General features: G+C 61.9%; 24 protein-coding genes. 4 read left to right on the top strand and 20 right to left on the bottom strand.

Annotation, left to right across the window (positions count from 1 at the left end):
* Positions 1–33: 33 nt before the first annotated feature.
* From KF691_11000 to KF691_10905, 20 genes are all read right to left on the bottom strand, one after another.
* Positions 34–570, bottom strand: coding sequence for a hypothetical protein (locus tag KF691_11000; GenBank protein ID MBX3389968.1), 537 nt, complete (start codon positions 568–570; stop codon positions 34–36).
* Between the two features lie 145 nt (positions 571–715).
* Positions 716–1,438, bottom strand: coding sequence for a hypothetical protein (locus tag KF691_10995; GenBank protein MBX3389967.1), 723 nt, complete (start codon positions 1,436–1,438; stop codon positions 716–718).
* Positions 1,439–1,467: 29 nt separating this feature from the next.
* Positions 1,468–3,252 carry a flagellar hook-basal body complex protein gene (locus KF691_10990; GenBank protein MBX3389966.1) on the bottom strand — a complete coding sequence of 595 codons (1,785 nt, stop codon included), beginning with the start codon at positions 3,250–3,252 and terminating at the stop codon, positions 1,468–1,470.
* 127 nt (positions 3,253–3,379) lie between these two features.
* Positions 3,380–3,859, bottom strand: a complete 480-nt coding sequence (locus tag KF691_10985) for a hypothetical protein (protein ID MBX3389965.1) — start codon at positions 3,857–3,859, stop codon at positions 3,380–3,382.
* Positions 3,859–4,314 carry a hypothetical protein gene (locus KF691_10980; GenBank protein MBX3389964.1) on the bottom strand — a complete coding sequence of 152 codons (456 nt, stop codon included), beginning with the start codon at positions 4,312–4,314 and terminating at the stop codon, positions 3,859–3,861. Before KF691_10980 ends, KF691_10985 begins: the two co-directional genes overlap by 1 nt.
* 81 nt (positions 4,315–4,395) lie before the next feature.
* Positions 4,396–5,946, bottom strand: coding sequence for a flagellar hook-length control protein FliK (locus KF691_10975; GenBank protein ID MBX3389963.1), 1,551 nt, complete (start codon positions 5,944–5,946; stop codon positions 4,396–4,398).
* Positions 5,930–6,673, bottom strand: a complete 744-nt coding sequence (locus KF691_10970; protein MBX3389962.1) for a hypothetical protein — start codon at positions 6,671–6,673, stop codon at positions 5,930–5,932. The genes KF691_10975 and KF691_10970 overlap by 17 nt, the downstream gene beginning before the upstream one ends.
* On the bottom strand, positions 6,670–7,128 hold the full coding sequence (locus tag KF691_10965; protein ID MBX3389961.1) for a flagellar FliJ family protein: 459 nt from the start codon (positions 7,126–7,128) through the stop codon (positions 6,670–6,672). Before KF691_10965 ends, KF691_10970 begins: the two co-directional genes overlap by 4 nt.
* Positions 7,129–7,137: 9 nt before the next feature.
* The gene (locus KF691_10960; GenBank protein MBX3389960.1) at positions 7,138–8,466 is read right to left on the bottom strand and encodes a FliI/YscN family ATPase; all 1,329 of its coding nucleotides are present in this window, start codon (positions 8,464–8,466) and stop codon (positions 7,138–7,140) included.
* A gap of 35 nt (positions 8,467–8,501) precedes the next feature.
* A complete protein-coding gene (locus KF691_10955) occupies positions 8,502–9,245 on the bottom strand; it encodes a hypothetical protein (protein MBX3389959.1) in 744 nt (247 codons plus the stop codon).
* Between the two features lie 24 nt (positions 9,246–9,269).
* Entirely contained in the window at positions 9,270–10,310 is a 1,041-nt protein-coding gene (gene fliG, locus KF691_10950; protein ID MBX3389958.1) for a flagellar motor switch protein FliG, read from the bottom strand.
* A gap of 16 nt (positions 10,311–10,326) precedes the next feature.
* A complete protein-coding gene (locus tag KF691_10945; protein ID MBX3389957.1) occupies positions 10,327–12,090 on the bottom strand; it encodes a hypothetical protein in 1,764 nt (587 codons plus the stop codon).
* Positions 12,091–12,290: 200 nt separating this feature from the next.
* Positions 12,291–12,599: a flagellar hook-basal body complex protein FliE gene (fliE, locus tag KF691_10940; GenBank protein MBX3389956.1), complete on the bottom strand. Its 309-nt coding sequence runs from the start codon at positions 12,597–12,599 to the stop codon at positions 12,291–12,293.
* A 141-nt stretch (positions 12,600–12,740) separates the two neighbouring features.
* Complete coding sequence (gene flgC / locus KF691_10935; protein ID MBX3389955.1) at positions 12,741–13,169, bottom strand: flagellar basal body rod protein FlgC; 429 nt, start codon at positions 13,167–13,169, stop codon at positions 12,741–12,743.
* Positions 13,170–13,274: 105 nt separating this feature from the next.
* Positions 13,275–13,724, bottom strand: a complete 450-nt coding sequence (locus KF691_10930; protein ID MBX3389954.1) for a hypothetical protein — start codon at positions 13,722–13,724, stop codon at positions 13,275–13,277.
* A gap of 66 nt (positions 13,725–13,790) precedes the next feature.
* Positions 13,791–15,308 (bottom strand): sigma-54-dependent Fis family transcriptional regulator, encoded by a 1,518-nt coding sequence (locus tag KF691_10925; GenBank protein MBX3389953.1) that lies wholly within the window; start codon positions 15,306–15,308, stop codon positions 13,791–13,793.
* A gap of 32 nt (positions 15,309–15,340) precedes the next feature.
* The gene (locus tag KF691_10920) at positions 15,341–16,426 is read right to left on the bottom strand and encodes a hypothetical protein (protein MBX3389952.1); all 1,086 of its coding nucleotides are present in this window, start codon (positions 16,424–16,426) and stop codon (positions 15,341–15,343) included.
* Positions 16,427–16,471: 45 nt separating this feature from the next.
* Positions 16,472–16,912 carry a hypothetical protein gene (locus KF691_10915; protein ID MBX3389951.1) on the bottom strand — a complete coding sequence of 147 codons (441 nt, stop codon included), beginning with the start codon at positions 16,910–16,912 and terminating at the stop codon, positions 16,472–16,474.
* Between the two features lie 25 nt (positions 16,913–16,937).
* Complete coding sequence (locus KF691_10910) at positions 16,938–19,403, bottom strand: tetratricopeptide repeat protein (protein MBX3389950.1); 2,466 nt, start codon at positions 19,401–19,403, stop codon at positions 16,938–16,940.
* A 186-nt stretch (positions 19,404–19,589) separates the two neighbouring features.
* Positions 19,590–21,788 carry a DUF5110 domain-containing protein gene (locus tag KF691_10905; GenBank protein ID MBX3389949.1) on the bottom strand — a complete coding sequence of 733 codons (2,199 nt, stop codon included), beginning with the start codon at positions 21,786–21,788 and terminating at the stop codon, positions 19,590–19,592.
* A gap of 294 nt (positions 21,789–22,082) precedes the next feature.
* On the opposite strand from KF691_10905, the gene KF691_10900 reads away from it, so the two are divergent.
* The 4 genes from KF691_10900 (at position 22,083) to KF691_10885 (ending at position 25,341) form a co-directional block, all read left to right on the top strand.
* Positions 22,083–22,886 (top strand): DUF4097 family beta strand repeat protein, encoded by an 804-nt coding sequence (locus KF691_10900; GenBank protein ID MBX3389948.1) that lies wholly within the window; start codon positions 22,083–22,085, stop codon positions 22,884–22,886.
* A 91-nt stretch (positions 22,887–22,977) separates the two neighbouring features.
* On the top strand, positions 22,978–23,784 hold the full coding sequence (locus KF691_10895; protein ID MBX3389947.1) for a DUF4097 family beta strand repeat protein: 807 nt from the start codon (positions 22,978–22,980) through the stop codon (positions 23,782–23,784).
* Between the two features lie 163 nt (positions 23,785–23,947).
* Entirely contained in the window at positions 23,948–24,445 is a 498-nt protein-coding gene (fliN, locus tag KF691_10890) for a flagellar motor switch protein FliN (GenBank protein ID MBX3389946.1), read from the top strand.
* Positions 24,446–24,498: 53 nt separating this feature from the next.
* On the top strand, positions 24,499–25,341 hold the full coding sequence (locus KF691_10885; protein MBX3389945.1) for a hypothetical protein: 843 nt from the start codon (positions 24,499–24,501) through the stop codon (positions 25,339–25,341).
* The last annotated feature ends 6 nt before the right edge of the window (positions 25,342–25,347 follow it).

Genomic DNA, 25,347 nt, shown 5'->3' with positions numbered 1-25,347 from the left:
GAGTTTCGGGTGATCGGGGCGAATGTGCCCGGTTCAGCCCGCCGGGAATCCGCGGCACTTGGGGATGAGCACGCGTTCGATGCGGCTCGCGCCCTCCGGCGTTTTTTCCACAATTTCGTTGATGTACGCGCTGATCTCGCGGTTCATCGTTTCGAGGCCGGGCTCTTTCAACTGGCTGTGCTGCGCCCGGCGGAAGATGTAGGCGATTCCTTCCTTGATTTCGGCGGCGCGTGCCTGGAGCACTTCGGTCACTTTTTCTTCGTCGCGCTTCTTAACTTTTACATACACGGCGGCGTCCCAGATCCAGGCCTGCCCACCGGTCATGTTCTGAAACTTGTCTTCGACGAGCGGCAATTCCACCAAGGCATCCAGTCGGGCCTCGTCTTCGCCGTGCAGTTCCCCCGCTTTGGATTCGGTCGGTTTGCGCATCGTGGAGCCCACCACGAAGAAGACGCCCGCCGCTTCGGCGATCATGAGAACGGCGACGATCGCGATCGTTTTTATGGGCAGCCCGCCCTTGGCGGGCGACTTTGGATCTGCCGCGGTTTTCGCATCTTTTTCGTCGGCCATGACACCCTCCGCGCCCGGTCCATCGGGCTTCGAGCAGCGTTCACTTCGACGAGGGGAGCGGCCGACTGGAGCAGCAAGTCTGTTTGGAGACGCGGGGACCGTCGCTCCGACCCGACAAACGGCCCCGAAACGGTTTTCGGACCGCTCAGGCGGCTTGTCGAAGCGCGGAAGACGCGGGCGACATGCCGAGCATCAGACGGGTGAGGGAGCCCACCTCCTCGGAGCTTGCGCCGCCACAAATCGCGGAAAGCCCGAAGACCAGCGCCTCAACCTCGATAGTCCGCTGAGCGACGCTGTCTTCGGCGCACTCGCACATCCATCGCATGACGGACGACGCAACCAGCAGGGAGATCACGAATACGAAGGCCAGGCCGGCGATCCATCCGTTCGTCGGGGTGACCGCGCCAAGGACTCCGAGCATGTGGATCAGAAGAACGCCGAGCGGGAACACGACCAACCCGCAGGAAAACGACGCGAATCTGCGCAACCGACGAACCCTTCGCGCAGCCACAATCTCCGCGACATGCTCGAGCTTGTGCGCGATTTCCGCGGGCTGCGCACCGTCGGCGAGAAGCCCGGATCCCAGCCGCAGCAGCCGCCAGGAGCACCGATCGCCCGCACGCCGCGCAGCGCGCAGGTTGCCGGCGCGCGCAAGATCGGCGAGATGCTCGAGGTGTGCGACGATTTCGGATCGCGAGGGTTGACGCAGGAGCAACTTATTCAATAGCGTGTCCAGCTTCATGGACCGGGCCAGCGCGATCATCAGCAGCGGAGCTCCCACGCAGATGACGAGGAGCCAGAGCAGCGACCCCGCGTTTGCGAGCAGCGAAACGGAGTGGAGAGTCTCGGCTGCGTTCGAGTGGCTCATGTGAATCTCGGCAAAGTGGCCAGGCCGGTTCATCGCCCGAGCGACAGAAGCTGCTGGAAGAGATCATCGGTGGTTCGGATCACCCGAGTCGAGGCTGAATAGCCGGTTTGGGCGAGAATAAGCCCGAGAAACTCCGAGCCAAGATCAACGTTGGACAGCTCTAGAGCCCCTCCGATGATCTTGCCGGTTCCGAGGTCGAGGGGGGACGCGATTCCCGCTGTGCCGCTGTTGGGTCCGACTCGGTACAGGTTGTTCCCCAAATCAACGAGTCCTTCGGGATTGGAAAACTTGGCGAGCACAACCTGACCCAGCGTGCGAGACAGGCCGTTCGAGAACGCGCCGGTGATGATTCCATCGTCTCCGACGGCGAAGCTCTGCAGCGTGCCGATCGCGGCGCCGTCCACCTGCTGCGCCTGCAGATTTGAGTTTCCGCTTGTGTTGGCGAAAGAGGTCACGCCGCCTTGGCCGCTCGTCAGCGAAATATCGAAGGTCAGAGGCGTGATCGCGCCGGTTCCGGAGCGGTTGACGGAAATGGAAAGGGGTGTCGTGGTGAGCAGAGCGCCCGAGGTGCCGAAGCTGACGACGCCCGTTCCGAGATTGATGGACGTGGCGTAGGAGTTCCCTGACTCTGCGTAGTAGCGCCAGTTGGAGCCTGTCCCGCCCGGCGTTGATTCGAGCGAGAAGCCGACGTTGATGTTGACCGGAGTGCCGAGCGAGTCGTACGCGACGAAACTGGTTCGCACGCTTTCGCCGTCCGCAGCGGCGGATTTGCTCATGCTGAAGAGGCTGGACTGGACCTGGTTGCCGCTCGCGTCGAGCAGCTGCAGATTCGCGGGATTCAGCGTGATGTCGTTGATCGTGCCGGTGTTTCCGATGATCGAAACCGCACCGGTTGTCGGATCGAGCGTGACGCCCGTCGTCGCTCCGTCCGGATTTGTCTGTCCCGGAACAATTCCGTACGCGTTCTGCAGGAAGTCCATCAGGTCCTGCATGGTGGTCGAATTGGTGATCGCGAGCGTCGCATCGGGCAGGTTCTTCGCGTTGACTCCGGTCAGACCTTTTTGAGCTCCCGTCAACCGGATGGTCTGCCCGGCGGCGAAGAGCGCTGTCGTCGTGCCGGCGATGGCGGGATCATCGATATCGACAAGTCTGGTGGTCGCTTCAACGACGTTGCCCGGACCCGGCGCGGGGCTGGCGCCGGTGACGACTCCAAGGCCGGAGCTTGCGCTCGCCATGAGCGAAACGAGCGCACCGTGCGTCGGAAGCGAGCCGTTCTTGTTGAGATTTCCTGACAGCGTCGCGAGCGTGGTGGGCTCGGCGATCGTCAGCGACCCGAGCGGGATCGAAACTGGATTGATGTTCGACTTGTCGAGGTTGAAACGTGAGTCAACGCCGTAGCCCATCAACCGCTCGCCCGACAGCGTGACGAGCTGGTTGCTGCTGTTGGGGCGGAAGGAACCCGCGCGGGTGTAGACCAGTTCGCCCCCGGCGCGTTGCACCACAAAGAACCCCTCGCCTTCGATCGCCATGTCGCGCGAATCGCCGGTCGCGTTGATTGCGCCGTTACCGAAGTTCCTTTGTGTACCGGTCGCCTGGACGCCGAGCCCGACTTGCCCTGGATTCGTGCCGCCGCTGTTGACGCCGGGCGCGCTGCCGATGCTGAAGGTGCGGTTGAACATCGACCCGAACATGACGCGGTTTGACTTGTACGCCGTGGTGTTGACGTTCGAGATGTTGTTGCCGATCACATCGATCAGGCGAGAGTTCGCGTTCAGCCCCGACAGGCCGGTGAACAAAGCGGTGGTGGAGGCCATGGGTCATTCCTCTTGGCGATCGCGGCGCCTCCGCGCTGCGATGCCGTTCGATCCGATTTCCGGACACGAACTCCGTTCGCGTCGAGTTTCGATTCGTTCGGAGGAAACGCAATCCGCGAGCCAATCGCTAGGCCGCGGCTTCGGACGGCCCGCCCAGAATCTTCGCGAGGTTCGGGTGGAAACCGGCGGTGGGCATCGTCGCTTTGTGCGCTCCCGGAGTGTGGTCGCCCGCCTGCACGACGGTATCGACGCCGGACATGACCGAGGCCTTCTGCATGTCGACCTTCTGGACGACCTGGCGCACGCCGACGTCGACTTTGAGCGCCATGCCGTCGATCATCACGATCGCGTGCTGCGCTCCGGCGGCTTCCGCCTGATCGATGGCGTTGCCGACTCGGGCCAATTGATCTGAGCTCAACTCAATTCCGGCTTCCGGCCGGATATTGACGCCGCGACCCGTGAGAAGCTTGCCACTGGCCTTGCCCGCGAGCAGATCCGCGAAATTCTGGCCTTGCACTGCGCTGGTCGTCGAGTGGCCGGAGCGTCGTTCAACGCCCGGAGGCAGGATCGTCGAGGACAGCGTGCGAAGGAGATCGTTCGTGCCCATCACTTCAACCCCAGAAGCTCTTTTTCCTCATCGGAGAGCGTCGCGACATCGATGATGCCGTCCATGTTCTTCATGTGAATGCTCAAGCCATTGTTCAAGTTGAGGAATACCCCGTCGTCAGTCTTCGACACCGAATCCACCCTGCCGATGGTCCGGACGTTGTCGGTGGAGATTCCGCCGATGATCTTGCCCATCATGTTGGATGCCGCGGCGAACTGGTTATCCGAAACCAGCGACCCGAGCTTTTCCGACAGATCCATGCTCGACTGGATGTTGCGGATGGAAGAAAGCTGCTGGAGCAGCGCGTTTGTGTCGCTCGGCGAGAGCGGATCCTGATTCGCCAATTCGGTCAGGATGATCTTCGTGAATTGCTCGCTCGAGAGCGCGCTGAACCCGGAGGGCTGCGCCGAAGTTTGTGTTGAGGTTGAATTGAGGATTGAGGATGCTGCGCTCATGGTGAGACTCCGGACGAGTTTCGCAATCGCCGTGCCGGACTCGGTTCGGTGAACAAGGGAGAATCGGTGAGGAGTGGGGGATCAGGCGACTGCGTCAAGTTCGAGGTGTGCCTTCAGCGAAAGCAGACGGGGTTCGATCGCGAGCGAGATTTGCGCTTCGGAGGATGCGACCGACTCATGTTGGGTCGAGCCCTCCATCAGCCTCGACCACTCGCGCGAATGCCCCGTTTGACCCTGCTGCGACTGGCCGCCCTGACCAGACGACGAGTTCCCGTTGTTCGTGCCTTGTTGCGAGAGATCGCCGCCGTTGCTGCGCCCTTCGCCGCTGCCGCTCTGAGAGCCGTTCTGCTGCGACCAATCGGGAATGGAAACGACTTCGATGTGCTGCGCCGTCAGCCCCCGGGACTGGAGAGCGTCGCGGAGTGCGCTCATGTTCTGCGCGAGCAGGTCCTTGGTTGCTTCGCTGGTCGCTTCGAATCGCGCCGAGATGGTGCCCTGGTCAAAGGTGAGTTGGATGCGCACTTTGCCGAGACTCTCGGGCGACATCCAGAGCGTGACCTGGGGGGTGTTCTGGCGGAATGCCGCGGTCAGCCCGCGACCGATTTGTGTTTCGACCGCGGTGATTTCCGCTTCGGAGAGCGGCTGCGAGCCGTTTGCCGGTGTCGTTTTCAGCTTGAGGGTGACGGGCTGCTCGATCAGGCGGCCGCCGCCAGTTTTGGGAGGTGAGACCTGATCGATCGGCGCAGTGACCTGGCTCCCGCCGCCGGTTGCGCCTGCCGTCGCGCCGACATTCAGTGTCGAGCCGGTCGAAGGTCCAACACTGGCGGCATTCGTCACGCCTGCGGCCGATGGCGATGCGATTCCGGAATTCGGCGCGATGGTGCTCGAAGACTTCGTGCCCGCGCTCCTGATCGAATTCTCGTTCAATCGAGCAACGGTCTGTTTGGAGTTGGCATTCTGCGAGATGTCTGTTTCGCCGGCGGCTTGAACCGCGCTTGACTGCGAGGCCAAAGGAGCGTCTTCCACCGCGGGTTGCTGGTTTGGCGTGATCAGCCGAAGCGGATCGCTTGGCTGACGCGGCTTCGATTCTGATGCAGCCGCTTTCGACTGGTCGGGGGTGGCGGCATCTGGTGCCGGGTCGGTTGGAGGCGAGTCCTGTGCGGCGGAGTGCGCCGCGATGGCAGCAACCGTCGGAGCTGCTGCTTCGCCTGTCGGCGCCCGCAGCGTGGAATCGGGTTGGCGGGACGCGCACAGCAGAGAGTCGTCGTGCCGCGAATCGCTCGCTTCGGCGAGAGGCCGGTCGCTCTGCTCGGGAGCTCGCCGGGTCGGGTCATCTTCGTTTTCTGGGCGCCTCGAATCAGACGGAAGTTCGTTCTTGGAAGCGTTCTTCGGGCGTGATCGATCGGGCGTGCTCTTCGCCGACTCGGCCCCATCGCTGAAGATTCCCTGCGGGGTCGATTGCCGCCTGGATTCAGATTCGAGGGATTGAGCGAAGGACCCGCCGTCTTCGCCCGGCGAGGAAGTTCCTGCGCCAAAGAGACCTATTGCTGCGCTTTGAAGATTCGCCCGAGCGTGAATTGCGCTCGAGGAGGTGACGGCTTGACTGGAGAGGGAGCTAGCGCTGGCGGTCATTTGGGGAAACCTCCGGAGCGCGGAAAGCAAGCCCACGCGTCCGGAGTCGTTCCAGCAAGTCCGCTGCCAGTTTGGGGTCGTCCTGGATGAACTCGTTGACGACCTTCACCCGCGCACGACCATCCATCGAATTCAAGTAACTCACGACCAGGTCCATCCCGGTATGAATCGTGGAGGCCGATCCGGTCGGCGCGGGCGTCATGGCGATCATTTCCTTCATCGCCTTCTTCGCCTGATCGGGCTTCAAATCCTGCAGTGTCGTGAGCGTCTTCTTGAATTGTGCCGATCCCTCCTGCTCGAGGACGCGTTTGCGCATCGCTTCGAACGCCGCCTGATCCTGATTCAGTTGATCTCTCGAGCGGGCGACTTCGGCGCTGTCCCGGGCCAAAGAAGCGCGGAGCAAATCAACCTGCTTCTCCAGACTCGCGAGTTGCTGGCGGCGCACTTCCTCGCCTTGGGCGCTCAACTCGAGGCGATCCGCGGCGTTGATCGGGGGCCTCTGTGATTTTGCTTCTTCAGCGGCTTTCGCTGCGTCTTCGGCTCGCTTGGCCTCTGCTTCTTCCGTTGCCTTTCGTTCTTGGGCGATCGTCGGTTGGAACAGTTCGCGCAACCGAATCATGCGATCCTTGCTCAGCCGGTCGGTTGCTTTCAGCCAGCCGACGAGCCCGCCCAGCGCGAGCACGTTCGCGAGTGCGAGAATCGAAATGACAGTCCAGATCCGTTTCACTCTTGTTCCTGCCTCGCGGCGAATCCCATGACGCCTATTTCATCCAAAGCGGCAGCCTCTCTTGCCGTCTCCGCCGCCATCCATGCCTCATATCGGCGCTCCTTGAGCTTTTCCACCGCTTTGCGCCTCGTGGTCGCGGTGAGCAGGTCCTTTCGAGCGGTTTCGAGCTTTCGGTGCAGCACCGCGAGCTGGTAAACGGTCTGCTGCGCGAGCGAGACGAAATGAAGGGACATGTTCGCCTGCATACGGACTCCTCCGGGATCGAGCGTGCGTCCGGGCTGCAGCGCGTGGCGAAGGTCCTGCTTTTCACCGACCAGCGATGCGTGAAATCCCCGCAGTCTTTCTTCCAGCCCGAGGCGGACCCGCTCGAGTTCTCCGAGTGCGAGCTGCTTCTGGCGTTCGACGGCGAGCCGCTGCTTGAAGACCGCTTCGAGCTCAAATCGGAACTTCGCCACGGGTCATCCTCATGCGGTGCGGGGTCGAGACTTTGCCAATCGAGAAGCAACAGCGTTTGCCTGGTCCGAAAGACGCAGCAGCGCCGACTTGGCTTGCTCAAAAGTCGGCGAATCTGATGAACTCTGACGGAGCACGTCGGTAATCGCCGGATACATCTCGATGGCGACATCCGCTTCGGGGTTCGAACCACGCGCATATGCGCCGATTTGCACCAGGTCTTCGACTTCGCGGTACACGGCGAGGAGGCGGAGGATCTGCCGGCGGGCATGCTGATGGACCGGTTCGGTCACGTCGTCCGCCACTCGGCTCACGGAATCGAGAACATCGATCGCCGGGTAGTGCGCCTTCTGGGCGAGCTTGCGTGACAAAATGACATGGCCGTCGAGAATACCCCTCGCCGCGTCCGAGACCGGCTCGGTCATGTCGTCGCCTTCAACAAGAATCGTGTACAACCCGGTGATCGAGCCGCCGCTTTGCAGCGTACCCGCGCGCTCGAGCAATCCCGCGAGCGCCGCAAAGACACTTGGCGTGTACCCTTTGGTCGCGGGTGGTTCGCCGACCGAAAGCCCAATCTGCCTTTGTGCGTGCGCGAACCGAGTAATCGAATCCATCATCAGCAGGACATCTTTCCCGAGGTCGCGGAAAAACTCGGCGGCGGCGCAGGCGAGCTTCGCGGCGCGCAGGCGCAGCAACGGGGATTCATCGCCGGTCGCCACGACGACCACGCTTCTCGCAAGACCTTCCGGGCCGAGCGAGTGCTCGATGAAGTCCTTGACCTCTCTGCCGCGCTCTCCAATCAACGCGATGACGTTCACGTCCGCTGCGGTGCGCTTGGCGATTGTTCCGAGCAGCGTGCTCTTGCCGACGCCAGGACCGGCGAAGATGCCCAGACGCTGTCCGCGCCCGAGCGTTGTCATGATGTCCATCGCGCGAACTCCGGTCGCCAGCGCGCGGCTGATTCTCTGACGCCTCATCGGGGAAACGGGATCGGGACTGAGCAAGACCGGATGTGCATCGCGGATTGTCGGCCCGCCGTCGATCGGGCGCCCGAGCCCGTCGATCACGCGACCGAGCATGAAACGACTTGCCCCGACGGTGGGAGAAGATTGCTCCGCGTGGGCTCTGTCCCCGGCGCAAATCCCGCCCGTTTGCCCGAGCAGCATGATCACCGCGTGATCTTTTGTGAAACCGACAACTTCTCCGGGGATGGGATTCGTTCGCGAGCCGGCGCTTGAACGAATGGAAACCATCGATCCGACCGGAACGGGCAGGTCCTCGACAAGAACGGTCATGCCTCGCACCGCGGCGACGCTTCCCTTGACCAATAGCGGCTGCATGCGCCGAACTGTTGCGATGGCGCTCGAGAGCGTTGTCACGATCCGCCCTCGGTGGGCCTGTCCGGCGCCGGTTCTCTCGTCGAGTTCGAGGGCACGATGCCCTGGACGATCCTGTCCAATTGAACCGAGATGCTCGCATCGACCTCGCCGCCCGCGGTTCGCGCGGTACACGAGCCGCGCTCCGCCGCGGCGTTGTCTTCTAGCTCAATGTGCGTTGCGTTGGCGCAGCGTGCGAGCAATCCCGGGAGCGCAACTTCGAGCAATTGCCGATCCTGCGGGTGCACGCAGAGTCGGACCCGGGAGGGGCGTGCGATCATTTGAAGTGCGGATTCCGCTTGCGAAACAACCAACTCGGGACGGAATTCGATATCGCGCTTGACCACGGCGCGAGCGATTTCGATAGCGAGCCGGATCACTTCGGTGCGTGCCTCCAGAAGCAGCGTGTCGCGACCCCTCTCGAATTCGTCGAGAGCCTTGTTCCATCCGGCGAGAAGCGTGGAGAGTTGCGAAGAAGTCTGCGAGATCGCCTGAGCTCTTCCCGCTTCTTCGCCTTTGGCGAATCCTTCTCGGTATCCCTGTTCCCGCCCCAGCCGAAGGCCTTCTTCGCGGCCGTCGGCGATCAGGCGTTCTCGTTCGGCTCGCGCTTCCGCCAGCATCGTCGCTACCTGACGTGATGTTTGCTCGCGCAGCGCGGTACCCTCGCGGACGAGATCGCCGAGACGGTACACAATCGCGTCTGCAAGCGGACTGGACTTTTCCGTCTGACGAATGAGCGCCATGAGTCAATCTGCTTGCGTTTGGGCCTAGACCACCAATTCCGCATCGCCTCCGCGACCCTGGATGACGACTTCTCCCGCTTCTTCGAGGCGCCGGACGATGTCCACGATGCGCTGCTGCGCCGCTTCGACGTCGCTGACCTTGACCGGCCCCATGAACTGGATGTCCTCCCGCACAAGTTGGGCGGCGCGTTCCGACATGTTCTTGAAGATCTTGTCCTGCAGATCCTGGCTTGCGGTCTTGAGCGCGAGCGCCAACTCGTCGTTCTCGACTTCCTTGAGAACCGCCTGGATTCCCTTGTCGTTCACCATCTTGATGTCTTCGAAGACGAACATCAGTCGCCGGATCTGCTCGACAAGATCGGGGTCTTCCGCCTCGAGGCCTTCCAGAATCGCCTTCTCGGTGGCGCGATCGGCCAAGTTGAGGATCTCCGAAACCGTCGGCACGCCACCCGCCTTTTCCATGCTCTGGACGAGCATGTTGGCGAGGCGGCTCTCGAGTCCTTTCTCCACTTCGCGGATGACCTCGGGGTTGGTCTGCTCCATGTTCGCGATGCGTTTGATGACTTCGATCTGCTTCTGGAGCGGAAGTCCGCCCAGGATCTCCGCGGCTTTGTGGTGCGCGAGGTGGCACACGATCAGTGCGATGGTCTGCGGATGTTCATCCTGGATGAACGTCAGCAGGTTTTCGCTCTCCGCACGCTGCAGAAAACTAAATGGAGTCTTCTGTACCTGCGTTTGAATCTGGGCGAGCACGCGTTCTGCTTGCTTGGGGTCGAGCGAATTCTGGAGCACGCTCTTGGCGTAATCGAGATTTCCCTCGGTCGCGTATTGGCTCGCGATCGAGATGTTGTAGAACTCTTCGATAACCTGATTCTGGAGGCGCTTGGGCACACGTCCCAGGCTGGCCAGTTCCCTCGTCACTTCTTCGACGGTCTCGGGAGCCATCGACTTCAGCACCGAAGCCGCCTGGTCGGGCCCGAGCGCAAGAAGCAAGACGGCAGCCTTCGTGACGCCTTCAACGTCCTCGATGCTGTCCGGTAGTTTCTCGTGCGGCTTGCGCGGCATTTGTTTCACTCGGTCCTCAGAGCTCCGTGGCGATCCACCTGTTCAACAGTTTCGCGGCACCATCCGGGCTTCCCTTCACCCAGTCCGTCACCTGATCGAGCATCTTGCCCGTTCGAATCTCGGCGTCGTCGACCTCGATACCCATCATCGGAGCGTCGCTTTCGTCGGCCTCTCCGATGAGATCGTTCTTTGTCGCGAGCGCCGGAGGCAGGCCGACAATTTCTTCGGGTGACGGGATCGAGGCGCCGCCGCTGGCGCGCTTCACCATGATGATCATCATGCCCATCGCGAGCAATGCCATGCCGCCGAGCGCGATGTTCTCAATCATCGGGGTGCTCAAGCCGAACGGGAGACCCGAGGACCCGCCGTTGCCCGCACCCGATCCGCTGCCCGCTCCGGGCATCGAGGGAGAGCCGATGGTCAAGCCGGAAATATCGAGCGGAATCATCGCGACGCTGACCTGCGCGAGGAGCAGCTTGTTCAGCTCCTCAGCGCTCAAGCCCGGGTTCTCCGAGGCGATCATCGCCTTCACATGGGGGACGATGCTCTCGATGATTTTCGGTTTGATGTCCTTCTCAAACTTGTCGCGGAGTTGCTCGTCCGACGGCCCTTTGGCGGCATCTGCGCCACCCGAAGGAGTCGAGGCGCTCGCGACCGCAGGGATCTGCGATGCAACGAAAGCACGCGGAACATTGACCGATACCGCGACCATCGAGGGGCGACCCTTGTTGTCGATGATCTGATCCTGGACGCGGCCGGGAAAGTTCAAGAATTCGCTCTCGTCTTCCTTGATGCTGCTCCCGGCGGCGGCGCCGGCTCCCGTCGAGTTGACGTCCATGCCGACATTGGAGCGGATGCCGACTTCACCCCCGGGCGCCGCGCCGGCTTGCGTCTGCGACGAACCGCGCTCGCGCTTGATCAGTGAAATCGTCCCGCTGTCTTTCGGGAGGAACTCTTCGCGCGTCCGGTTCAACCTTGTGTTGTCGATCTGGGCGGTGACGGCGACCATGACTTCAGGGATGTACGAGAGAAAGTTGACCAGTTTTTCGCGTGTCGCGTTTTCCCACTTTGTCACGTCTTCGAGGTAGTTGCCCGCCGCCTGATCTTCCTGAGACGTCGCCCGTCGCTGCCTGCGCATGTTGCCGTCGATGACGCGAACGTTTTCAATGAGCAGCCCCGCCTTGCTGCTGGCGATCAGGCCCGCGATCGCATCCACAGTCGCCTGATCGAGTCCGTTCTTCCCCTGCGCAAAGACCGTCGCGGAAGCTGTTGGCTTGCGCGATCCGGCGCCCAACCCCTGCCTCTCCGGCGCGTCGATGATTACCATCGCCTTGGAAATCCCGTTGAACTTCGAGATCACCGAGGCGAGTTCGTTCTGGAGCGCCAGGTTGTACGTTTGCTCGTTTTGTTGTCGGGTCGAATACCACGTTTGCTTCTCCAGCATTCCCTGGAAGAGCATCGAGGTATCCTGCGGCAGGTTTCCCGCCTCGGCATAGCGGGAGAAGAGTTCGTGCTGTCTTGCCGCGGGCACCCACGGATGCGTGCCCTTCATCTCCGGGGAGACGTCGTGGTTGCGGAGCCACTGGGCCGCCTTGGCTTGCTCGACATCGGACGCGCGTGGCAGGAATTCCGCGTACTCCTGTTTGGCCGACCACGACCACACGAGTAGCAGCGACATCACCGCGATGACGGCGACGAGGGCGACGAGCAATTTGTGGGTGAGCGTGAGCTGACCGAGATACTTCTGGATCGTCGCGAGCGTTTTGCGAAGCTGATCCACGTCCCGGGGCCTCCTGCCGATTCACATCGCATCCTGCGCTGTGGCGACCGCCGCCGGCTCGTGTCCGGTAGCGCGTTCGCAGCCAGTCATTCGGCAGCCGGACGGCCCGCGCTTGAAAACGTGCGCACTCTCGGCGCGTCATTCATGCGCTGGGCATGCGCTGATTCTGCGCGATGCCAGGACCAGCCAAGTCAGGCGGATCAGACTCGCGTCTGTTTCAGCTCGTCGTAGGCTTCCATCACGCGGTTTCGCACAGCCTGAAGCATTCGGAAAGCGGAATCCGCTTGCTGTGTCGCGAGGATGACGCCTTCGAGATCGTCGCGTTTGCCGGTTGCGATGTCCTCCATCGCTCGATTGGCTTGCTGCTGCAGGTCATCCACCCGCTTGATGTTGCTGATCAAGGCATCTTTGAACGATGCGCCGTCGGATGCCGACGTCGAAGCTCCACCCTGCAAGAAGGAGGGTCGCACCGGCTGCGAACCCGAAATAAATCCCAGCGGATCAGCCATTCTCATGCCTCTTCATTCCGGTGCGTCGGGCTCCTTCCCGCGCTACCCGGCTGATGTTACCGCGACGCCTCCATCGCTTGATTCGGTCTTCCTACCGCAAATCCCGCGCCGAAGTCGGGCTCAGAAGAATCGCCCGATAGCTCACGCTAGCAGACGGAGTGCCTGGGCCATCATCTGCTTGGTTGTTTCGGCGGAAACGATGTTCGCTTCATAAGCCCGGGCAGCCTCCATGGCGTTCAACTGCTCGACCACTGGATTGACGTTTGGCTCCGGAACGTAGCCACGCTTATCGCCCTTCTGGATGGCGTAGGGATTCGTCGGGTCCCAGCGGTAGTTGAATTCGCCCTGATCGAGCTCGATTGCCGCGACATGCACGCCCAGAAGGCGTCCTTCGGGGGTGCTCGCCTGTGGGTCGCCCGGGGCGAAAACGACTTTCCGAGCTCGATACGGATTCAGGTTGCCCTTGTCGTCGAGAATGGTGGATCGGTTGGCGATGTTGGCCGCGATCGCCGCCATCCGCGCCCGCTGGGCCATCATTCCGCTCGTTGAAATATCCAAGGCGCCGTACATCGTTCACGCTCCCTGCTGTCTTCGACTCCGCCTCACAACCCCGTCGCGTTCGCTCAGAGCGGCTTATCAGGCAATCGGCGTGCCGAATTGCTCTTGAGTCGATATTCAGGGTCGCTGCGCAATCGCCGACTTGAGAATGTCGAATCTGGTTCGGAGCAGATCCACGTTCATGCGGTAGAACGCCGCGTTTTCAACGGAGTCCTGCATCAGACGCTCGAGATCGCGATTGTTCCTGTCATGAAAAAGCACGCCGCCCTCAGACGATGTCGAAGATCGTTCCGGGCTGAGTTCGATCGTGCCGTCCGCTCGAGTTTCAATCGAGCCGGAATTCCGCAGAACGAGTGGCCCGGATTCTCCCCCGGTTTGCCTCCGTCGGTTTTCCACGGCTTCTGAAAGTGCCCGTTGAAACTCGGAAACCGGCACGTTGCGCTGAATGAAGTTCGGCGTCTCGACATTGGCGATGTTGTGTGCGATGAGTTTCTGGCGCTCGCTGGCGAAGCGCAGGGCCGCCGAGAGAGTCGGAATAGCGCCGGAGTTGGTGAGATCCGTCAGCACCTGATTCCCTCGCTGCAATCAACGATTGCCGAACGCGACAGGCTTTGATTCACTGGACCCGGTGAACTAGAGCGTTGCCTCGACCAGGCGCAACTCTTTCCACTTCTTCAGTTTCAGACCGAGCGTCCGAACGCCAATTCCCAGGGCGCTCGCGGTTCTTTGCCGGTGACCGTTGAACTTGTGGAGAGCCTCGATGATCGCTTCGCGTTCGAGTTCTTCGAGCGTGCGGATCACGGAAGAGAGCCCGCTGGAACCGGTGGGTTTTCCTTCGACTTGTGCGGCCGGGGGAATGTGGGCGGTGGCCGGTGGCGCCCCGATATTCGTCAGAGGCGTCGCACGAACCGGCGTGGCATTGAGCCAGGAATGGAGCGATTCCGGCCCGACCGTAACCGGCTCGTCGGTGTCGCCACGGCTGAGCAGTACCACCGCGCGCTCGCAGATGTTCTGCAGCTCACGCACATTTCCTGGCCACGCGTATCCCTGGAGCAGACGAACGGCTTCCGGGCTGAGCTTGAGGCACGCGCGTCCCTCGCGCTTGCAGACGATCGAAACAAAGTGATTCGCCAAAGCGCCGACGTCGCTTACGCGCTCGGCGAGCGGGGGAACCTGAACCGGCAGCACGTTCAGCCGGAAAAACAAGTCCTGCCTGAACTCTCCGGCGGCGACCGCGGCGGTCATGTCGCGGTTGCTCGTCGCGATCACGCGCACATCGACGCCGATCGAAAGGCTGCTCCCGACGCGCTCGAACGTTCGCTCCTGCAACACTCGCAGCAGTTTCGCCTGAATGCGGGGCGAAACCTCGGAAACTTCGTCCAGCAGCAGAGTGCCCCCGTCCGCGAGTTCGAATCGGCCCTTGCGGAGCTTGTCCGCGCCGGTAAATGCGCCCTTCTCGTGCCCGAAGAGTTCGCTTTCCAGCAGGCTCTCCGAGAGAGCGGCACAGTTGACGGCGAGGAAAGGTCCGCTCTTGCGGGACGACATCTCGTGAATCGCTCGTGCGACGACTTCTTTGCCGGAGCCGGACGGGCCCGAAACGAGAATCGTTCCCTGGGAAACCGCGATTGCGCGGATCTGGTCACGAAGCTTGCGGATTGGCTCGGAATCGCCGACAAGCCGTGCGACTCCGTGCAGATTCGGACCGCCCGCGCGTTCCGCGCCTTCCATCGCCGGCGAATTCTCGCTCAGCCCCGCCGCGGCCCGCAAGAGCTTGTTTTCACGCAGCACGCGACCGTGTTCGGCGGCGCGTTTGACCGTGATGACAAGCTCGTCACCCTCGAAGGGCTTGGTGAGATAGTCGAAGGCGCCCTGCTTGATGGCCGAGACCGCGGTTTCAATCGTTCCGAACGCCGTCATCAGCACGACGGGAAGATCGTCGTCGATTTGCCGGATGCGTTCAAGCAGCTCGATGCCGGTCATCCCCGGCATCTTGAGGTCGGTGACGACGACATCGGGCCGCTTCGCCGCGATCTGCTGGATCGCGGCTGGGGCATCCATGGCCGTCGCCACGAGAAAGCCGGCGCGCTCGAGCGTCCCGCCGACGCTGTCCCGCATGAGTTCCTTGTCATCAACTACGAGCACACTGCGCATGCGCACGACTCCGTCGTTCTCGCGCCACATTTTCACGCAGCCCCGGATAGCCTCCGATCCGGTCCGGCTGCGATGGCAACGAGCGGCAAATTCTGCTCGACGTCACCCATCGGCTGTCCGAGCGCTTCGGCACGAGAACTTTCTGCGCGTTCCTTTCCGTGGCCCGAGTGGTGATCCCCGCCGGCTCGTGTCGCCGCTTGCGGAAACAACAACTGCACGGTTGCGCCGCCATCCCGTCCGTTTGAGGCGATCACTCGTCCCCCGTGCGCGTCCATGATCCGGTGGACGATCGCCAACCCGAGTCCAGTTCCGGCTTTGCGCGTGGTGAAAAAGGGATTAAACATCCTGCGCAAGACCTCGTCGCTGAGGCCCGGGCCCGAATCGATCACGCGGAATCCGATCAAACGTTGGCGTTTTCCCTGGGCATCCGCGATGCTTTGCTTTCCGATCTCGAACGCGAGAGTTTTTTCCGGTGCGTTCGCCTCGATCATCGCCTCCATGGCGTTACGAATGATGTTCGTCATTGCCTGTACCGCGAGCGACGAATCGAGCAAAACCGTAAAGGGCGATTTGCGATCGTGCCGCACGATCTCGATCTTTTCCCAGCCTTCAACGCCGTCGTTCTGGCAGGCTTCGAGTGCCCGGTCGACGATCTCGGAAGCGAGCGACTCCTCCTTATGCACCCGGAATTCGCGAGAGAACGTCAGGACATCGCCGACGACAGCATTTAAGCCCTTGGCGGAGGCGATGATCTTCTCCGCGAGCTTTTGTTGAACAGGCCGCTCCGACAGGTCGTCCTTCAGCATCCGGGCGAAGAGCGAGATCGAGCCGAGCGGATTGCGGACCTCGTGCGCAATCCCCGCCGCCATCTCACCGAGCGCCGCCAGCCGCTTGGTGCGGGCCAATTGTTCATTCGCCTCGGTCAATTCGCGCGTCAAACGGGCGACTTCCCCCCGCAATTGCTCGTGCGTCTCCTGCAGCCGGCCGGTGACGGCGTTAAACGCCGACATGAGTTCCGCGAGATCGTTCGAGGTCAACGGCGGGTGATTGGCAGCCCGCGGCGGTAAACAACCGGCGGCCGAAGCGGGGGATTCATTGAGATTCTTGCTTTGCGACATGAGGCCTCGAGCTCCGCCGAGGAAAGAAAGAGAAAAGAAACGAGATCAGGCGCTCCGATCCTGGAATCCCGGGTCGACCGGCCCGGGCGCACCTGCGTACGCCGTGGCTGCCGCACGGCTCGAGTTCATTCCGGCCAGAGCTCGCGCAAGCTCATCGCGTTTGCGCGCGAGCGCGACGCCGTGCTGTCGATCGGTCTCCGCGATCTGGCGTGCGAGGTCGGCGACGGCCCGTCGTCTTTGTTGGATGAGCGCGAGCTGCGGATCGTCCGGCGCCAAGGACCCCATCCCGGCATCGATTTCGCGGCTCAATGCGGTTGCTTTTTCCAGTACCTTGGAGCGTTGCTCCAGTACCGCGACAAGTTGCTCGGGCTCGTCTTCCTCGATCACTCGCGCCTGGACGAGACTTAATTCGCCAACGGTGGCGAGCAGATCGTGCTGCGTCGCCAACATGGAAAGAAGCCGCCCGCCCGGATCCGGTTGGTTCATGTGGACCTCCAGACTTCCTATTTCGTCACTCGGGGCGTTCGTGGTCCAGACTCTCGCCGTTCGCGAGTCGGTCGGTGGCGTCGAGCCAGCGCTCCCAATCCTCTTTGCTCATGGGCAAGTTGGGGTCATTCCAGACTTCCGGAGGAAGCCCGCGATAGAACCGCTTCGCGCGCTCGTTCGCCGTGAGCGCGGCTTTGACATCGCCCCGCTGCAGGTTGGCGTTCACGATTTGGATCATCGCGACCAACGAAGCAGGATCGCTCGGGTAACGGTCGCGGGCGGCGGTATACGCGCGAATGGCGCCGTCGTAGTCGCCCAAGGCAAAGGCGCAGTCACCCAGATAGAAGCAGGCATTGCGGAGGTACGTTTCTTCCACCGCCGTCCGCTTGTCTTTCGGCTTCGCATCGAGTGCGCGCCGCACTTCGTCGAAGCCCGCCGCGGCATGTTCGAGGCGCTCCGTTCGCGTCTTTTCGAGATTCCTGCGTTCTTCATCCGGCATTCCGTCCGCCATCGAATTCTCGATTTTGGCGGCAGACAGCCGGTAACTGTCGGCGAGTCGGAATTTCGCCAGTTCCATCCCGTGTTCGTCGGGATATCGCTTGAGCAGCTCATCGATGTTCTCGATCGCCCGTTCGGGCTCGCCGTTGCGATAGAACATGGTCCCCAATTCGGCGAGCGCGTCGCGGAATCCGGGAGAATCAACACCCACAACTGTTCCGTTCACGACCGCTTTCAACATCCGGGTCGCCTTCGTTACCGCTTCGGGCTGTCCGGTCGCGAGATAAGTCTGAGCCAGTGGAACGTAGCTCAAGTCGGCAAACGGGCCGCTTCCGGGTTCTCCCGGCGCGCCGTCGCGTGTCGCGATGAGTGCTTCATAGGCCTGCGCCGCAAGGTCGAGATCGCCGCGAGCCTGATAGCAGCGTGCCAAACGAAACCGGGCTTCGGCCATTCTCGGATCGGTGGGGAATTCATCCGCGAACTGCTTGAAAAGCGCGATCGCTTTGTCCTGGTCGCCGGCTCGGTCGAAGCAATCGGCCGAATTCCAAAGCGAATCCGAATATCCCGGACCGTTTTGCCCCGCGACGATGCCGGCGTGAACGCGGAGCGCGTTGGCGGCGGCGAGATAATGCTCTCTCGCGCGCTTCCGCGTGGTGGGATCGACATCTTCCAATCCAGCCCGGGGCTGTCCGCCGGTCGCCTCCGCGATCGCCTCTGCGGCAAGCTTTCGATTCGCCTCTCCAATCGCGAGCACCACATCGGCCGGCGCTCGTCCCTGGGCGAAGAGAGATTCGGCAATGGATGCGAAACGCAGCGCCGTTCGAGCATCGCCGGTTTCGAATCTTGTACGAAAGCGCGCGATCGAGCTTGTCGCGACGCGATCGCGATCAATCGAGCTTGTCAGCGATGCGTCCCGAAACGTCTCGGCGAGCTTGGAATAGGACTCCAGCGAAGCCTCTATGTCGTCCAGCGACGCCTGGCTTTCCGCGAGCCCGAGCAATGCTTCTCTCTGGAACCGCTTGCTGCCGGGTGCGTCGAGGACTCTTTGGTATTGCTCTTTGGCCGCTTGAAAGTCGCTTCTGCTCTCGGCCACCCTGGCGAGGTTCAGCCGAATCTTGCTCGTCAAAGGCTCGTGTTCGTCCGCGAGCCGTTCCGCGCGCGTCAGCCATTTTTCGGCTTCGGCGTGCTTCCCATCTTCGATATATCCCCACCCGAGTAGCGCCAGCAATTCGGCACGATCCTCCGCGGCGCTTTCCTCCACGCGAGGCAATTGCTGAAGCATGCCCCGTATCGCTTCCTCGCGATACCCGCCGATCAGACGCAATTCCGCTTGCCTCGTCATCGCCCAGACGCGGTCGGAGTCGCTCAGCGCCGGCTCCGAGAGCAACCACGCGACAAGATCGGTCGCGGCCTGCTGATCCGGGACCGGCTTGGCGAGGAGTTTGGTGATGAGCTTGCGGACAAGGGCGATTCTCCGAGCCTGGTCGCCGCTCGGAATCGTGTCGATGCGCCGCTTGGCCTCGTCGAGCCGATCGAGGGCCATGAGGCTCAGCGCGAATCGTTCGATGTCAGCCGGCTCGAGGCGCTGCTTGAGTTCTTCGGCGCGCACGTAACTCCGAATCACATTCTCAAAGTTTTCGGCTCTCAGCAGCTTGCGTTGGGTCGCGGCCTCATAGATTGATCGCGCCGCGAGCAGGTGGTAGCGTTTTTCGTCGCCGGGCGCCAGCTTTCCTTTTTCGATCTGGGGCCACACGTCTTCGTTCAGGATTTTCAGCGCATCCTCGAATTTTTCTGCCCCTACAAGCTGCGCGGCTTCATCGATTCGAGGCGCGACATCCACGGCCGGGCGCGCGAACATCACCGCGGCAATGCCGACGACCAGCAATACCGCCGATACGACAAGAACCGGAATCTGCCAGGCATCACGCCATGTCGGCGCCGGCTGCTCGGGAGCCGCGGGGTCAACCGGCGGGACATTCTGCTGCTCACTCACGACGCCCATCCAATAAAGGAAGGAGCGCGTAAGCGCTCCCGTTGAGAAACCGGCAACTTCTGCTCTATCGGGTCGTTTCCAATGGCCCCTTCAGCCCGAAAACCGCCTTTGTCAGCGCCCGAATCCTTCCGAGAGTTCGCTTTCGCTTTGGGAACCAGTTATTCGTCTCTTTCGACTTGCAACCGTTCAGCCGCGGCGAAAGCCTCCGTGTTCCGGAGGCCTCCCCTCCCGCAACACGACGACATCCACCTGGCGCTCCGGAATCGGAAAAACGCCCGCCAGCTTATTCGCGATGACTTCAACGCCCTTCGGTGTCTCGCGGGCTTCGAACTTGAATTGGGCAAAATCGCCTTTTTCGAAACCAAATCCTTCACCCGAATCTTCGTAGTACTCGCCCGACGCGACCCCGTTTTCATCCAAAGCGACGACGAGCGTGAGCACATCGAACGGTCGTTCGCCGTCGTACTGCATGAGCGGCCCGAGCGGAATGATCCTGCCCGCTCGAACAAAGAGTTCTGGAAGATCTTCATCGAGAACCTTTGAACCAGGCGCGTTCTGCCAGCCCATTTCGAGCGGTTCGAACGCTCGCCAGGCGGAGGGCCCTCCGGGAAGTTTGGCCGGCGCTGCACCCATTCCGGGTTCCCAGACATTGCAACGAACGAGCAGCGAGTCTCCGAGCAGAAACGCGTCGTCGACGCTGCGGAGCGCAGGGTCGGCGGCGTCGGCGAAGAAGAGCGGGCGCGCGATCGGAAGTCCGGTCATGTGCGATTCACGGAAAAGCGTGTACAAGAAAGGCAGGAGCCGGATTCGCCTCTCGAGGGCGAGCCTGCATGTGTGCTCGCACCTTGGCCCGAAGCTCCATGGTTCATGGGCCACGCTATCTCGGACAGTGTGACCGCGCGCAAACGGCAGCAGAGATCCGATTCCCATCCATCGCGCGTAGAGCACGCCGTCGGCGTTGTCCGCAAAGCCGCCGATATCCGGCCCGACGAATGGCTGGCCGCTCATGCCCAGGTTCAGCACCATCGGGATCGACCAGCGCAGATGGCGCCAGTTGCTTTTGTTGTCACCGGTCCACGTGGCCGCGTATCGATGCCCCCCGAGAAAATTCGAACGGGTCAACACAAACGGTCGTTTCTCCGGGTTCGCCCTTTGAATCCCGTCGCGGCTTGCGCGAACCATCTGCATGCCGTAGATGTTGCGATAGCGCAGGTGGGTGCCGGGACCGCCCAGATCTTCATCCGCGGCGTGCCGGTTGCTTTCGGGCATTTGCTTGTTTGGGACATCGAATACCGCGGGCTCGTTCATGTCGTTCCAAACGCCGTCGATGCCCGTCGCCATGAACTCGGCGTAGAGCGTCGCCCACCATTCCCGCGTGCGTCTGCGCGTGAAATCGGGGAATGAACACGGACCCGGCCACACTTTGCCGACGAAGTCGTACCCCCAGCGATTCTTGACGAAATGATCGCCGTGCTTTCCGGCTCGATAGGCCGGATAGTGGTCGTCGGTCATCAGCCCGGGATCGATCATCCACACGCTCTTGAATCCGATTCGGTGCAGATGGTCGTTGAGCCCGCGTGGATCCGGGAACTTGTGCGTGTCGAATGTGAAGCATCGGAAGCCGAACATGTAGTCGATATCCATCCAGATGACGCCGCAGGGAATTTTGCGCGACCGGAATCCCTCCGCGACTGCGCGCACCTGTGAGTCGGTTTCGTAGCTCCACCGACATTGCTGATATTGGAGCGCCCATCGTGGCGGCATCGGCATCCTGCCCACGAGCGAAGCCAACTGACGCAAGACGTCTTGTGCGTCTCGGCCTTCGAGAACGACAACACCGGGGCTCTGTGTGTCGCGGTCTGAATACTGAGCGGCGAAGAAAATCCCGTCGCGGAGGTCGATGGTGGCCCGGTGGGTGGATTCGAAGATGATCCCGAAGGCCGATCCATCCTTTCGTACCGCAAGAACCCAAGGGTGCGCCTGGTAGAGCGCAGGCATGGTGTCCTCGTAACTGAAGCAATCAGTCGTCCAGATATCCCGGCGCGTTCCCAACCTGTTTAGTCTTCCCGGCTGTTCGCCGGTTCCGTAAAGGCTTGTTCCGGCTTCGATTTGCACAAACGCCGCGCTCCAGCCGCGGACCTGCGCAAAGCGAACCGATACCGTCGAACTCGGGATTTCGGCACGTAAGTCGCTGCGACGCACCTCCGTTTCCGTCGGCTGGCGGGTGTAGGCGGGAAAAGGAGCGAGCGGAATCGTGCAGAATTCGGGATCACGGAATCGGAAACCGCCGTCCTGCAATTTCCGAGCAATGCCGCTCCGCCACTGGGTGACGTCGGTCGAACGGGGGGCGCGGCTGAACGAATAGTCTTTTGGCGGTTGGATCATGGAAAACGACGGCAGAGCGAGGCAGTGGGGAAACGACACCGGCTGCGAGCGTAGGAGACGGGCAAACCGGAGAATCGGCTGCAATTCGCCCCAGAGCCTTCCCAAGGAACGGAAGACCCGCGCCCGCGGGATTGGTGATCCCGACTCCATGGAGGTTTCATGAAGACCCGTGCTACATTCCGATGCGGTGCCTTGACGCTTGGGTTGGTTGCCTCTTCCCTATTGCCTGGGTGCATCATCGTGGCCAACGGCCTCAGCGACAATCCCCGGTACTCAGAGACGCGAACTGTGCGCGTGCCTATTCAGTCTGGCGCGGGAGTCGATGTCCAGACGCGCAACGGCAGCGTTGAAATTGCTTCCGCAAATAACAGCAATGCGGGAACGGAGGGAGCGGTGGTCACCGCAACTCTGCACGCCCGCACTCAGGAGCGCCTGGATGAGGCTCGCGTGGTCGCCGAGCCGGTCGGCGACCGACTCAATGTTCGCGTGGAGTGGCCGAACGGCCGTCCGCAATCCGGCGAAGGTTGCAGCTTCCGCATCGACGCTCCAAGCCCCGGAAGCATCAATGTCGCGACATCCAACGGGCGCATTTCGCTTCGAGACTGCGGCGGCCACGCTGAACTCGACACTTCCAATGGCTCGATACGCGTGACGAATCAGTCTGGCGATGTAAACGCAACGACGGCGAACGGGCGGATCGAATTGAGAGACATCGCGGGGTCTGCGGACGCGAGCACAACCAACGGATCGATCGATCTCATCAATATTTCCGGGCGCGCCTTCGCTTCGACGTCCAACGCCTCGGCGACCGTTCATCTCGCGGACGATTCAACCGGGCCTTTGCAAATCCGCACTTCCAACGGCAACATCGATCTTGCGATCGGTCGTCATTTCGCGGGTGATCTTCGACTCTCAACATCCAACGGCAGGATTCGGTTTGATTCGCCGATGGAAGTCCGCGAAATGGAGTCCAATCGGTCTGCTTCGTTGCGGTTCGGGACGGGTGGCGGCGCCTCTTCGGCCAGGACGTCCAACGGATCGATTTCGATCACATCCCACGCGATAGCCGACTCGCAGGTTTCGACCGGATCCCGCTGATTTCCTGTCCGCTGGGCGACGTTTCGTCGCGTCTCGGGCATCTAGGCAGGTTGTCCGACGCGCGCCAAGTGCAACCTCTGGAGAGCCACACATGCGAATGACATCACTGACCGGATTGGTTGGGGCTTCCGTCCTGCTCTTTGCGAGCGCTCCGAGCGCCGACAAAATCACGGAGACGCGAGAGCTCAAAGTCGCCACCGCACCCGGATTGCCTCTGACCGTGAAGACTTCGAATGGAAGCATTGAGGTTATTCCGACCGATTCGAGCGAGCTGCGGATCAAGGCGACCGTCTACGCGAAGCACAAAGAACGTCTTGAAGCCGTGCGAATCTCCGCGTCGAACGATCCCGCGACCGGAAACGACATCCGTGTTGACTTCCCTGAGTCTGCACAAGGAGAAGGATGTTCGCTGGTGATCGAGGTGCCCGGGGCAAAGAATGTCAATCTCTCCGCTTCCAATGGAGCGCTGAGCATCCGCGGCACGGCGGGCATCGCGTCGCTCGACACGAGCAACGGAGGCGTGGTTGTGAAGGATCACGACGGCGATGCGACCGTGCGGACAAGCAACGGTGCGGTGACGGTTGCGTCGCTGAGCGGCAGGGTCTCGATCACGTCATCCAACGGCCCGGTGCAATTGTCCGGCTCCGCTCATCCATTCCAGATCCAAACCACAAACGGTCCGGTCACGGTCGGTTTCGATCGTGCATTTTCCGGGGTGGTGTCGATCGCGACATCCAACGGAACAATCTCCGCGCCCAATTCGGCCAAAGTGCTTTCCGATTCTGGAAACAAGGGATGGGACGAGGCGACAATGAAGATTTCGATCGGCGAGGGAACTGAAACCTCGAGCATCCGGACGACGAACGCGCCGGTCAAGATCCGGAGCGCCGCCGACTAAGCGCCTGCGCATGCTTTGCGCTGCGGGCGTGCTCGATGCGCGAATCGCGCAGGACCGGCGTTGAATTCTGGCGCGGGGAATACTGCGTCGCCGATGCACCATTGCGGCACAGGATGTGCCGCGCCGTCGTCGCGCCGGTTGCGCACGGTTGAGAGAGGCCAGGATGGCCGAAGAACTTTCAAATTCAGGCGAGCCCGCTGCAACGCCGACCGGAAAACCGGCTGAAAATACTCCGCCGGTCCAGCCGCAACAGTCGGTTGAAGTGCCGCAGGCAGCAGCCCCCGCGACGCCCAATTCTCCAGGTTCCGGTCTTTCGCCCGGCGAGGCTGGGGGCGACGCCAAGCCAGTTGATCTTCCCGCTTTTTCCGGGGGGACCGGGAATGGGGCTCCTGCGAGCATCGACTTGCTGTGCGACGTGGCGCTTCAGGTGAAGATCGAGCTGGGGCGCACCCGCATGCTCGTCGAAGATGTTCTGCGTCTTGCGGACGGAGCCGTGGTGGAACTGGACAAGCTCGCGGGCGACCCCGTCGACATCTACGTCAACGAGCGACATGTCGCACGAGGCGAGGTGCTGGTATTAAACGATAATTTCTGTGTGCGAATCAACGAGATTCTGGACTCTTCCATTGAAGCCAAGCCGCCGGTGAAGCAGGCGGGTTGATCGAATTCGTGGGGCGTGCGGAGCATGCCTTTTTCCGACAGGATGTCGCCGAAGTGAGTCCCGCTCTCCGCCATCTCGTGCTGGGCCTCGCGTTGCTGTTGGCGCCCGCCGCACCCGCCGAATTGGTTGTCGGCCCGTCCGAAAATGCCGCGGCAGCGTCGGCAGAGCTGCAGACACCAGAATCGAGGAGGCTTAGCTCGCCGGAGAAATACGGCGTTCACCCTGCGAATCGCGCCGCAAATGCGGGGAAATCCGGAGCCGGTGCCGATTCTGGATTGCTTCAGGGTGTCCTTGGCCCGCTCGCGGTTGTTTTGGTGCTTATCGGGATGCTGGCGGGGCTTGTCGTTCTCATTGCCAGAATCCGAGGCGGTAGCAGGGGAAGCTTGTCCGCTTCATTCGGTGCCGGGGGACGTGCGCCCGCCGGAATCATGGAAGTGCTCGGCCGATATCCGCTCGCGCACGGGCTCACGCTGGTGCTTCTGAAATTGGACCGCCGCGTGCTGCTGCTGAGTCAGACGCGGAACGGGCGACTCGGTGGATTCTCGCTCTCAACTATCTGTGAACTCGATTCTGCCGAGGACGTCGCGTCGATCCTGCTCAAGGTCCGCGACGCCGAGAACGCGTCGCTCACACACAAGTTTGCGTCGGTGTTCCGGTCGCTCGACCGGGAGGCCGCGGACAAGATTCAGAATCTTGACGGCAAGGTCATGACGACGATTGCTCCGGCGCCGACTCCTCCGAGTCGCTCGCGTGGGGCATCGCAAATCTCATCCGAGAGGCAGACCTCGTTCGGCTCCGATCCCAGCCCGCAAACCGACTCGATCAACTCGCTTCGAAGCAGGCTCGAGGCACTGCGAGTTCCGGCGGCGCGCCACGTCCGGGGGCCGAGGTCATGAGGCGGA

It is taken from the genome of Phycisphaeraceae bacterium (assembly GCA_019636555.1).
Taxonomy (GTDB): domain Bacteria; phylum Planctomycetota; class Phycisphaerae; order Phycisphaerales; family UBA1924; genus JAFEBO01.
The sequence above is the reverse complement of the archived record's forward strand: the minus strand, read 5'-3'. Positions and strand labels throughout refer to the sequence as shown.

What these genes read in the sequence shown, in the direction of transcription:
- KF691_11000 (MBX3389968.1), bottom strand. Translation starts at nt 570, where the DNA reads ATGGCCGACGAAAAAGATGCGAAAACCGCGGCAGATCCAAAGTCGCCC.
- KF691_10995 (MBX3389967.1), bottom strand. Translation starts at nt 1,438, where the DNA reads ATGAGCCACTCGAACGCAGCCGAGACTCTCCACTCCGTTTCGCTGCTC.
- KF691_10990 (MBX3389966.1), bottom strand. Translation starts at nt 3,252, where the DNA reads ATGGCCTCCACCACCGCTTTGTTCACCGGCCTGTCGGGGCTGAACGCG.
- KF691_10985 (MBX3389965.1), bottom strand. Translation starts at nt 3,859, where the DNA reads ATGGGCACGAACGATCTCCTTCGCACGCTGTCCTCGACGATCCTGCCT.
- KF691_10980 (MBX3389964.1), bottom strand. Translation starts at nt 4,314, where the DNA reads ATGAGCGCAGCATCCTCAATCCTCAATTCAACCTCAACACAAACTTCG.
- KF691_10975 (MBX3389963.1), bottom strand. Translation starts at nt 5,946, where the DNA reads ATGACCGCCAGCGCTAGCTCCCTCTCCAGTCAAGCCGTCACCTCCTCG.
- KF691_10960 (MBX3389960.1), bottom strand. Translation starts at nt 8,466, where the DNA reads ATGCAGCCGCTATTGGTCAAGGGAAGCGTCGCCGCGGTGCGAGGCATG.
- KF691_10955 (MBX3389959.1), bottom strand. Translation starts at nt 9,245, where the DNA reads ATGGCGCTCATTCGTCAGACGGAAAAGTCCAGTCCGCTTGCAGACGCG.
- fliG (MBX3389958.1), bottom strand. Translation starts at nt 10,310, where the DNA reads ATGCCGCGCAAGCCGCACGAGAAACTACCGGACAGCATCGAGGACGTT.
- fliE (MBX3389956.1), bottom strand. Translation starts at nt 12,599, where the DNA reads ATGGCTGATCCGCTGGGATTTATTTCGGGTTCGCAGCCGGTGCGACCC.
- flgC (MBX3389955.1), bottom strand. Translation starts at nt 13,169, where the DNA reads ATGTACGGCGCCTTGGATATTTCAACGAGCGGAATGATGGCCCAGCGG.
- KF691_10925 (MBX3389953.1), bottom strand. Translation starts at nt 15,308, where the DNA reads ATGCGCAGTGTGCTCGTAGTTGATGACAAGGAACTCATGCGGGACAGC.
- KF691_10920 (MBX3389952.1), bottom strand. Translation starts at nt 16,426, where the DNA reads ATGTCGCAAAGCAAGAATCTCAATGAATCCCCCGCTTCGGCCGCCGGT.
- KF691_10915 (MBX3389951.1), bottom strand. Translation starts at nt 16,912, where the DNA reads ATGAACCAACCGGATCCGGGCGGGCGGCTTCTTTCCATGTTGGCGACG.
- KF691_10905 (MBX3389949.1), bottom strand. Translation starts at nt 21,788, where the DNA reads ATGATCCAACCGCCAAAAGACTATTCGTTCAGCCGCGCCCCCCGTTCG.
- KF691_10895 (MBX3389947.1), top strand. Translation starts at nt 22,978, where the DNA reads ATGCGAATGACATCACTGACCGGATTGGTTGGGGCTTCCGTCCTGCTC.
- fliN (MBX3389946.1), top strand. Translation starts at nt 23,948, where the DNA reads ATGGCCGAAGAACTTTCAAATTCAGGCGAGCCCGCTGCAACGCCGACC.